The organism is Ramlibacter sp., assembly GCF_036676645.1.
Taxonomy (GTDB): domain Bacteria; phylum Pseudomonadota; class Gammaproteobacteria; order Burkholderiales; family Burkholderiaceae_C; genus Ramlibacter.
The window spans coordinates 104,420-113,908 of the sequence record NZ_JAKFCM010000033.1 but is presented as its reverse complement, the minus strand read 5'-3'; the positions used below and the strand labels follow the sequence as shown (position 1 = coordinate 113,908).

The 9,489-nt window shown below is 70.0% G+C and carries 13 protein-coding genes; 9 read left to right on the top strand and 4 right to left on the bottom strand.

The genetic code is table 11. From position 1 onward, the window contains the following. Position 1: 1 nt before the first annotated feature. Together V6M57_RS06460 and V6M57_RS06455 are read left to right on the top strand one after the other, a co-directional pair. Complete coding sequence (locus V6M57_RS06460; RefSeq protein ID WP_332814173.1) at positions 2-154, top strand: helix-turn-helix domain-containing protein; 153 nt, start codon at positions 2-4, stop codon at positions 152-154. Between the two features lie 157 nt (positions 155-311). Further along, on the top strand, positions 312-701 hold the full coding sequence (locus V6M57_RS06455; protein ID WP_332814167.1) for a RidA family protein: 390 nt from the start codon (positions 312-314) through the stop codon (positions 699-701). Between the two features lie 143 nt (positions 702-844). On the opposite strand, the gene V6M57_RS06450 is transcribed toward V6M57_RS06455, so the two are convergent. Next, positions 845-1,243, bottom strand: coding sequence for a nuclear transport factor 2 family protein (locus tag V6M57_RS06450; protein ID WP_332814166.1), 399 nt, complete (start codon positions 1,241-1,243; stop codon positions 845-847). Between the two features lie 225 nt (positions 1,244-1,468). On the opposite strand from V6M57_RS06450, the gene V6M57_RS06445 reads away from it, so the two are divergent. From V6M57_RS06445 to V6M57_RS06415, 7 genes are all read left to right on the top strand, one after another. Continuing rightward, a complete protein-coding gene (locus tag V6M57_RS06445; protein WP_332814165.1) occupies positions 1,469-2,014 on the top strand; it encodes a DUF4256 domain-containing protein in 546 nt (181 codons plus the stop codon). Positions 2,015-2,143: 129 nt separating this feature from the next. After that, positions 2,144-2,797, top strand: a complete 654-nt coding sequence (locus V6M57_RS06440) for a hemerythrin domain-containing protein (protein WP_332814164.1) — start codon at positions 2,144-2,146, stop codon at positions 2,795-2,797. 20 nt (positions 2,798-2,817) lie between these two features. Beyond that, positions 2,818-3,330 carry a GNAT family N-acetyltransferase gene (locus V6M57_RS06435; RefSeq protein WP_332814163.1) on the top strand — a complete coding sequence of 171 codons (513 nt, stop codon included), beginning with the start codon at positions 2,818-2,820 and terminating at the stop codon, positions 3,328-3,330. Between the two features lie 156 nt (positions 3,331-3,486). Continuing rightward, complete coding sequence (locus V6M57_RS06430) at positions 3,487-4,296, top strand: class I SAM-dependent methyltransferase (RefSeq protein ID WP_332814162.1); 810 nt, start codon at positions 3,487-3,489, stop codon at positions 4,294-4,296. A 13-nt stretch (positions 4,297-4,309) separates the two neighbouring features. Further along, the gene (locus tag V6M57_RS06425) at positions 4,310-4,837 is read left to right on the top strand and encodes an OsmC family protein (protein ID WP_332814161.1); all 528 of its coding nucleotides are present in this window, start codon (positions 4,310-4,312) and stop codon (positions 4,835-4,837) included. Further along, a complete protein-coding gene (locus V6M57_RS06420; RefSeq protein ID WP_332814160.1) occupies positions 4,834-5,232 on the top strand; it encodes a VOC family protein in 399 nt (132 codons plus the stop codon). The genes V6M57_RS06425 and V6M57_RS06420 overlap by 4 nt, the downstream gene beginning before the upstream one ends. Further along, the gene (locus tag V6M57_RS06415; protein ID WP_332814159.1) at positions 5,229-5,711 is read left to right on the top strand and encodes a nucleoside deaminase; all 483 of its coding nucleotides are present in this window, start codon (positions 5,229-5,231) and stop codon (positions 5,709-5,711) included. Before V6M57_RS06420 ends, V6M57_RS06415 begins: the two co-directional genes overlap by 4 nt. Before the next feature lie 15 nt (positions 5,712-5,726). Here the strand turns inward: V6M57_RS06415 and V6M57_RS06410 are convergent, their stop codons facing one another. The 3 genes from V6M57_RS06410 to V6M57_RS06400 are packed head-to-tail and all read right to left on the bottom strand — an operon-like array spanning position 5,727 to position 9,451. Then, a complete protein-coding gene (locus tag V6M57_RS06410) occupies positions 5,727-6,515 on the bottom strand; it encodes an HAD-IIB family hydrolase (RefSeq protein ID WP_332814172.1) in 789 nt (262 codons plus the stop codon). Between the two features lie 8 nt (positions 6,516-6,523). After that, positions 6,524-7,768 (bottom strand): S41 family peptidase, encoded by a 1,245-nt coding sequence (locus V6M57_RS06405; RefSeq protein ID WP_332814158.1) that lies wholly within the window; start codon positions 7,766-7,768, stop codon positions 6,524-6,526. Positions 7,769-7,819: 51 nt separating this feature from the next. Continuing rightward, positions 7,820-9,451, bottom strand: a complete 1,632-nt coding sequence (locus tag V6M57_RS06400; protein ID WP_332814157.1) for a peptide chain release factor 3 — start codon at positions 9,449-9,451, stop codon at positions 7,820-7,822. Positions 9,452-9,489 lie beyond the last annotated feature (38 nt).

The window sequence follows — 9,489 nt, the reverse complement described above, 5'->3', positions numbered from 1 at the left end:
TATGTCCCAGCAGGAGTTCGCCGAGCTGCTCGGTGTTTCGCCTCGCACCTTGCAGGACTGGGAGCAGGGGCGCCGCGAGCCGACGGGTGCCGCGCGGACTTTGCTTCAAGTCGCCGTGAAGCACCCGAAGGTGCTCCGCGAAATGCGAGCGTGAGGGCTAACAAGTCGTTCGACACGGACACGCAGCGGCATTGCGCCGCGAGGCGCCCTGGTGATCGTGCACCTCGCGGCGCAATGCCGCTGCGCGCCGGTCGACTTCGACGTTGGGCGTCACAGGAAACGTGTCCGCCCTGCTTCCCTGAGGAGCTTCGATGACCAAGCATCTAATCAGCTCGGGTTCCACGTTCGAACAAGAGATTGGATACTCTCGCGCGGTAGTCGTAGGCGACTGGATCTTTGTTTCAGGCACCACTGGCTTCGACTATGCCAACATGAGCATCGCCGAAGGACTGTTGGAGCAAACTGAACAGTGCCTGAAGAACATCGCTTCGGCGCTACAGCAGGCAGGGTCAGGCTTGGCGGACGTCGTGCGCGTCACCTACGTTCTTCCGAATGGAGCTGAGTTTCCGGAATGCTGGCCTGTGCTTCGCAAGTACTTCGGTGAAATCCGACCGGCCGCCATGATGATCTCCGCAGGTCTCGCGGACCCTCGAATGCGTATCGAGATCGAGGTCACGGCCCTGAAGCAATCAGGGGCGTGAGCTGCGCCCCCGCCAGTGACGCCCAACCCCCGCGGATAGCGCTCTAGTAGGTCGTTCGACGCGGACACGGGACTTGTTTGGCCTTCTTTGCAACTCTCCCCCGACAGAGAGAGAGTAGTCAATGGCGGCCCCCCATCGCTCACTCACACTGACCGCGCCGCCCCCGCCGGCGTTTCCGTGTGCATCGCACACCGCCAAGCCCCCTCGACCTTGACCCAGGTCGAGGTGTCCGCCATGTGCTGCTCCGTTTCCTCCGACCTGCCGCGCGGAGAGAGCACCTGCTTCACCTGGTAGCTCAGGATCGCGGTGTCGTCGCCGACGAAGGTGGCCTCCATGTCGCCGAGTTCGAAGCGCTTGATCACCATGCTGCCGTGCTCGGCCATCTGGCGGTAGGTCGCGTGGTCGAACTTCATCGAGCCGTGCGGGCTCACCATGAAGGCCGGCTCGGTCAGCATTCCCAGGGCAATGTCGGTCTGCTCGTCGACCATGGATTGCCAGAACTTCTTCTCCAGCTCGATCAGCTGGTCGCGGTCTGCTTTCATGCGCGTTCTCCCATGAGGTCCATCGCTGCCAGACCGCCACCGGGCGCCACGAGCGCCGATCGGGCCGCAGCGTGCCGTCGGGTCGGTGCCTTCCTACAGCGGCTGTGCTGAGCCTTCTTTGAGCCGAGCAGCATTCGAGTCACGTCCGACCAGCCTTCCTATCATTCAGCCTCGTGCGCCGCCGCGCGGCGGCCCGCCAGCCTCGACAACGAACGCCAGCCACCAATGAAGGCGCAAGAACGCGACGAACTGCTCGCCACCCTGGAGACCCGATTCGATCGCAACATGCATCGCCACCGCGGCATCGGCTGGGCCGAGGTGCTGCAGCGGCTTCAGGCCAATGCTGGCGCCTTGAAGGCGCTCAGCGCCATGGAGGCGACCGGCGGTGAACCCGACGTGACGGGCCTGGACAAGGCCGGCGGAGCCTTCACCTTCTGCGACTGCTCACCCGAGAGCCCGCTCGGCCGCCGCAGTCTCTGCTACGACGCTGCGGCCCTCGATGCCCGCAAGGAGAACAAGCCGCAGGGCAGTGCCGTGGAGGCCGCGGCGAACATCGGCATCGAACTGCTGACGGAAGCGCAGTACCGCGAACTGCAGGCGCTCGGCGAATTCGACCTCAAGACCTCGAGCTGGATCCGGACGCCCGACGATGTCCGCTCACTGGGTGGCGCGCTCTTCTGCGATCGCCGCTACGGGCGGGTGTTCGTGTACCACAACGGTGCGCAGTCCTATTACGCGGCACGGGGCTTCCGCGGCCGGCTCTCCCTGTGAGCAGGCACCCCGCCGACACGCTCGCCTTGCGGAGAAAGTGCTCCAGGGGATGAAAATCTGTCCAGTCACGATCAACCCACACAGCCCCGATCGCAAGCTCGGGGCGACCCGACCAGGGGTGAACCCACCATGCAGCTGATCGACACCTTCCAGGACGAACACCGGCTGATCGACCAGGTGCTCGGATCCTTCCGCACGTACGTCGATGGTCTCGTCGCCGGGACGGCGGCCCCGGATGACGGCCGGCGGTTCGCCGCGTTTTTCACCGAGTTCGCCGGCCGTTTCCATCATGAGCGTGAGGAGCGGGTGTTCCTCGATGCGCTCGTGGCGGAGGCGGAACTGCCGCGCCACCGCGGACCCGTGCACGCCATTCTCGGCGAGCACGCCGAGATGGAGGGGTGGCTGCGTGAGATGACGCCATTCCTCGAGCAGGGGCTGCAGTCCGACGGCGATGGCGCCCGGCTCAGGGCCATGGCCATCCGCTACTCGCACGCGCTCTGGCGCCATATCGACGCGGAGAGCTCCGTCCTGTTCCCGGAGGGGGCGGAGCGGCTGGGCCGGTGCGGCATCCACGATCTGCCGGATCGCCCGATGAGCGAGGCGGAGGCGGCCGCGCGCGAGGGCGCGGCGGAGCTGCTGGTTCGCTACCCGCCGGTCGAGGACGCTGCGCTCACGCGCGGCGACGGCTGTTTCATGTGCCGGGCCCACGGCGAGACCTGCGACGGGCTCGAGGCCGAGTGGTGGACCGACCTCGAGTGGGATGAGTTCCACCAGCGGGGATGAGAGCGCACGGTGACCCACCCATGGCCGTGGCATTGACGATCCGCCCCGAACGCCCCGGCGACGAGGCGGCGATCACCGACGTCACGCGCGGGGCCTTCGCCTTCGCCCCCCACACCAGCCACACCGAACACGCCATCGTCCAGGCCCTGCGCGGGGCCGGCGCGCTCTCCGTCTCCCTCGTGGCGGAATCCGGCGGCCGCATCGTCGGCCACATCGCGTTCTCCCCGGTCTCGATCGCCGACGGCTCGCCGGATTGGCATGGACTGGGCCCGGTGTCCGTCATTCCCCGCCTGCAAGGCCAAGGCATAGCCCGGGCCCTGGTCGAACAAGGCCTGGTGCGATTGCGCGAGCTCGGCGCGCAAGGCTGCGTGGTCCTGGGCGAGCCGGCGCTCTACGGCCGCTTCGGATTCGCGAGCGACCCCGACCTGGTGCTGCCGGGCGTCCCGCAGCCGTACTTCCAGTCGCTCGCCTTCGGACCGGCACGCCCGCGCGGCGAGGTCAGCTACCACGAGGCGTTCTCGTCCCCAGCCTGAACGGCGCCCCGATGGGTTGATCGCCTGCTCATCCGCCGCCCGGATGGGCACCTCGCCCGCGAAAACCGACGCGGCCACCCGCTCCAAGGACCCCGTGATCCGGCCTGCAGGACGGCCGCGACAGGCGTAGGCTTCGCCTGCACCGGAGGTCTTGCCGTGAACGCCCAGCCTGTCTCCGACACCTTCCAGCAAGGCGCACCCTACGAGCGCTACGTCGGCCGCTGGAGCCGCCGCGTCGCACCGCAGTTCCTGGCCTGGCTGGACCCGCCGCCGGCGCGCCGCTGGCTGGACGTGGGATGCGGCACCGGCGCCCTGTGCGAAGCGATCCTGGATCGCTGCGCCCCCGCTTCGGTCACCGGCGTCGAGCCGTCCGAGGGCTTCCTGCAACTGGCCCGGCAGAACCTGGGCGATCGCGCCGACCTGCGCCAGGGCAGCGCGGCGGCGATCCCGCTCGAAGCTGATTCGGTCGACGTGGTGGTGTCCGGCCTGGTGCTGAACTTCGTGCCGGACCCCGCCGCCGGGCTGGCCGAGATGGTGCGCGTGGCCGCGGATGGCGGAACCATTGCCGGCTATGTCTGGGACTACGCCGGCAGGATGGAGCTGATGCAGCACTTCTGGGCCGCGGCGCTCGAGCTGGACCCCGGCGTCGCCGCGCTGGTCGAAGGTTCGCGCTTTCCGCTGTGCCGCCCGGAAGCGCTGGAGCCGCTGTTCGCCGGCGCCGGCCTGGTGGAGGTCGCGGTGCACCCCATCGACATCGACACGCCGTTCGCCAGCTTCGACGACTACTGGCAACCCTTCCTGGGCGGCCAGGGGCCGGGGCCGGCGTACGCGATGTCGCTCGACGAGGCGGCGCGGGCGCGCCTGCGCGAACGGCTGCGGCAGCGCCTGCCGGCCCAGCCCGACGGTTCGATCCCGCTGGCAGCGCGCGCCTGGGCGGTCCGCGGGCGCGTGGCCGCGAAGCAATGAAGGAGACTCCCGCATGCATGCCGACGACCTGCGCTCCATCCAGGCCCCGCTGAAGGAGCGCTATCGCGCCGAACCGCAGGCCGCCCTCATCACCCTGCGCGCGCAGGGCCGCATCGGCGAGGGCGTCAGTTGCCGGATCGAGACCGGCAAGGCGCTGGTGACCGCCGGGCTGCACCCGGCCACCGGCGGCACGGGCCTGGCGGCCTGCTCCGGTGACATGCTGCTGCAAGCCCTCGTCGCCTGCGCCGGCGTCACCCTGAACGCGGTGGCCACGGCGCTCGGCATCGAGCTGCGCGATGCCACGCTGCAGGCCGAAGGCGACCTGGACTTCCGGGGCACGCTGGGCCTGGCCAAGGACGTTCCGGTCGGCTTTCGCGCGATCCGGCTGCAGTTCACGCTGGACACCGACGCGCCGGAGGAGCAGCTCGCCACGCTGCTGCGCCTGACCGAACGCTACTGCGTCGTCTACCAGACGCTGGCGCATCCGCCGGCGCTGGCGGTCACGCGCAAGGCCGCGCAGCCGGAGCGCCTGACGACATGATGGCCGTCCAGCTCGATCACGTCATCGTGCACGCGCACGACCGGGTCGCCTCGGCCCGGCGCCTGGCCGAACTGCTGGGCGTTCCCTGGTCGGCCGGCGGCGGGCCGGGGCCGTTCTCCGCCGTCTATGTCAACGACAGCCTGACGCTGGACTTCGACGAGATGGACGGGCCGTTCCCGGTCGGCCATTTCGCGTTCCAGGTGTCGCCCGAGCGCTTCGACGAGATCCTGGGCCGGCTGCAGGCGGCCGGCATTCCCTGGCGCAGCTCGCCGGCGGGCCCGGTCGACCGGAAGGTCGGCACGCACGGGGGCGGGCGGCTGGTGTACTGGGACGAGCCGGCCGGCCACATCTGGGAGATCCTGACCGTGAGTTACGCCCGCCGGAGTGAACCATGACCAGCGACACCGACGTGCGGCACCTGCGCCGCTGCCTGGAGCTGGCGACCGAGGCGCTGGAGGCGGGCGACGAGCCGTTCGGCTCCGTGCTCGTGGCCGCGGATGGCACCGTGCTCGCCGAGGCCCGCAACCACGTCGGCAGCGGCGACCCGACCCGCCATCCCGAGTTCGAGCTGGCGCGCTGGGCCGCGGCCAACCTGGCGGCGGACGAGCGTGCAGCCGCGACGGTCTACACCTCGGGCGAGCATTGCCCGATGTGCGCGGCGGCGCATGGGTGGGTGGGGCTGGGCCGGATCGTGTATGCCAGTTCGTCGGGGCAGCTGGCGGGGTGGCTGTCCGACATGGACGTTGCGCCGCCGCCGGTGCGCGCGTTGCCGATCCAGGAGGTCGTTCCCGGTTTGCCCGTCGAGGGTCCGTTTCCCGGGCTGGCGGAGCAGGTGCGCAAGCTGCACTTCCGCTTCCATGGCGGGCAGGGCTAGCGCAACGGAGCAGGCTTAGCGCACCGCCAGCAGCGCCCGCGCCACCTCGGCGAAGCCGGCCCCGCGCTCGCCTTCGGTCACGTATGCGGGCGGATGCGTCAGCTGGTCCAGGAAGCGCTGGATGTTGGCCACGCCCACGCTGTGCGGGAAGTGCGCGAACATCAGCACGTCGTTGGTCGAATCGCCGACGTAGGCCCAGCGGTCCAGCTGCGTTTCCAGGTCGGTGCCCAGCAGCTCGCGCACGATCCAGCGCGCGCCCTCCAGCTTGGAGTGGCTGCCGTACCAGCCGTTGACGTGGATGGAGCTGACGGTGGCGGTCATCCCCTCGGCCTGCATCAGCGCCACGACTTCGGCTATGCGCGCCTGCGGCAGCCGGGCGAACTCGCTGTGGTCGATCGCGATGTCGGTCTCGCGCCCGGGGCTGTCCTGCGCGCGGCGGGCACCGGGGATCTCGCGCTCGATGCGGGCCAGCACCTGCTGCATGCGCGCGAAATTGGCGGCGCGCTCGGCCTTCGGTTGCTGGTACAGCTTGCGCAGCCGGCCATCGGCGCCGCGCACCAGCGCCACGGCGCCGTTCTCGGCCACGATGGCGTCGACCGGCCAGGCCAGCGCGAAGGGCTCGCTCCAGCCCACCGGCCGGCCGGTGATCGGGATCACGTGCAGGCCGGCGGCACGCAGCGCGGCCAGCGCGGCCAGCGCGTCGCCGGTGATCGCGCCCTCGGTGGTGAGGGTGTCGTCGATGTCGGTGAAAACGCCGAGGACGCCGCGGCGGGCGTCCTCGGGCCAGTGGGCGAGGGGAGGGATCGAGTGGGTCAAGGCTGCAGCACGCGCCCGTTCCAGCCCGGCTGGTACATCGGCGAGTCGGCAGGAGGCGCCTCGGGCCGGTCCAGGGGCGACGGACCGGGCGATTGTTGCAGCATCGTGCCGGCGGCCAGCTGGGTGGACGCGGGTGGGCAGCGGCCGGTGTCGATGTGCGCCAGCGCGGCGGCCAGCAGCGGCTCCTCGGGCGCACCCAGCGCGGTGCGCGGGTCCTCCTGCACCGGGCACTGCACCGGGAAGCCGGCGGTGTAGTCGCCGTAGCCCTGCGCGTTGTAGACCTGGAACTCGATCGGGAAGTAGGCCTGCCCGCAGTTGTCCTTGCGGTGGAAGCCATAGGGCTTGCCGCAGGTGCGGTCGCCCACCAGGATCACCTGCACGCCGATGCCGCGCAGGCTGTTGACGATGGACTCGCTGGCCGAGCAGGTCAGCTGCGAGGTCAGCACGTACAGGCGCGGCAGGTTCAGCTGCGGCAGCGGGTGGTCGCGCGGGTAGGTGGTCTCGGCGCTCAGCACCCGGGTGCTGAAGATGAAGGTGCCGGCGGCGCTCTCGGCGCTGCGGCGGGCGTTGTAGCGCACGCTCTCGAACACCTCGCCCTCGATCGAGGGTCCTGCCACCATCGCCGCCGCGGCCTGGGCGACGTACAGGAAGCCGCCGCCGTTGTAGCGCAGGTCCAGCACCAGGTCCTGCACGGCCGCGTCGCGCAGGCTGGTGAAGGCGGTGATCAGCGCGTCCTGCGCCCCCCTGGAGTGCTCGTTGAACAGCACGTAGCCGACCTTGCGGCCCGTGTTGCTCAGCAGCTTGCGCACCAGCGGCACCGGCTTGCTGGCCGGGTAGTCGGCGACGACGCTGCTGGCGCTGGCGACGCCCTGCATCAGGTCGGCCGAGCGGCTGCTCATGGTGGTGCTGAAGCGGTCGCGGGCCAGCCCGCCGGCGTCGGGCGTGCGCACCAGCAGCGCGTCGAAGTACGCCGGCAGGGTGCCGTAGCCGGCGGCCGGCACGTCCGGGATCTGGTCGTTCCAGAGGTACTTCTCGTCCATGTAGCTGCGCAGCCAGCTCTGCTGCTCGGGCAGCGAGCACAGGCCGGCGAGCGAGGACGAATCCGGGAGCAGCCCGCGCGAGAGCGAGGCCGTGGCGAGGTCAGTGCCGCCGCCGCCGCCTCCGCCACAGGAAGCCAGCAGGACGGCCAGGGACGCCGCGGCAAGGACGGCTGCGCGGCGCAGCGGAGGCAGGCGGAACACGGGTCGACTCCACGGTAGAGCCGACGATTATTGATGGGCTGGCCGGGCCGGTCAGTGCTGGAGCGTCAATCCGGCGTGTTCGCGCAACGGATGGAAGTGGATTTTGGGGAATCGTTCCTGGGCCAGCCGCACGTCGTAGGGCGAAGTGCAAAGAAATGCCAGGGCGTTGGCGGCGTCCAGCGCCATGCGTTGCGGGTAGGCGTCGGTGAACTGGCGCAGCTCCTGCGGGGTGTCGGCCGTGATCCAGCGCGCCCCGGTGTAGGGGCAGCCCTCCAGCCGGATGTCGGCGTCGTACTCGGTCTTCAGGCGGTGCTGCACCACCTCGAACTGCAGCTGGCCGACCGCGCCCAGCAGCATGGCGCCGCCGGCCTGCGGCCGGAACACCTGGATCGCGCCTTCCTCGCCCAGCTGGGCCAGGCCCTGCTGCAGCTGCTTGGTGCGCAGCGGGTTCTTCAGCAGCACGGTCATGAACATCTCCGGCGCGAAGAAGGGCAGGCCGGTGAACTGCAGGCTGGCGCCGTCGGTGATGGTGTCGCCCAGCTGCACCCCGCCGTGGGTGGTGAAGCCGATGATGTCGCCGGCATAGGCCTCGTCGACCGCCTCGCGCCGCTGCGACAGGAAGGTGACCACCGAGGTCGGCCGCAGCTCCTTGCCGGTGCGCTGCACCTTGAGCTTCATGCCCGGCGTGTACCGGCCGGAGGCCATGCGCACGAAGGCGATGCGGTCGCGGTGGTTGGCGTCCATGTTGGCCTGCACCTTGAACACCACGCCGGCGAAGCCGGGCTCGTCCGGCCGCACGGTCTTCTCGACGACCTGCCGGTTGACGGTGAGCGAGCTGGTGCGCGGCTGCGGCGCCGGCGCCAGGTCCACCAGCGCGTCGAGCACCTCCATCACGCCGAAGTTGTTGACGCCGGAGCCGAAGAACACCGGGGTCTGCTTCGCATCCAGGAAGGCCTGGTGGTCCCACGCCGGCGAGGCGCCGGCGGCCAGCTCCATGCTTTCGGCGGCGGCGTCGTATTCGGCGCCGAAGCGCCGGCGCAGGGCGTCCTCGTCGGACAGCGGGAGGGTCTCGAAGTCCTGCGGCCGGCGCTCGCTGCCGGCCTCGAACACCGTCATGGTGTCGGTGCGCAGGTTCATGATGCCGCCGAAGCTCTTGCCCTTGCCGACCGGCCAGGTCATGGGCACGCAGGGCATGCCCAGCTCGCGCTCGACTTCGTCCAGGATGTCCAGCGGCTCGCGCACCTCGCGGTCCATCTTGTTGACGAAGGTGATGATGGGCGTGTTGCGCTGGCGGCAGACCTCGATCAGCCGGCGGGTCTGCGCCTCCACCCCGTTGGCGGCGTCGATCACCATCAGCGCGGAATCGACCGCGGTCAGCACCCGGTAGGTGTCTTCCGAAAAGTCCTTGTGGCCGGGCGTGTCCAGCAGGTTGATCACGTGGTCGCGGTAGACCATCTGCATCACCGAGCTGGCCACAGAGATGCCGCGCTGCTTCTCGATCTCCATCCAGTCGCTGGTGGCGTGGCGCGACGCCTTGCGGCCCTTGACCGCCCCGGCGATCTGGATCGCGCCGGAGAACAGCAGCAGCTTTTCCGTCAGCGTGGTCTTGCCCGCGTCGGGGTGGGAAATGATGGCGAAGGTTCGGCGGCGCCGGGTTTCGGCGGCAAGGGTCGATTCGGACACGGGGGAGAGGCTCTCGGAAAGCGCGCGGCCGATGAGCT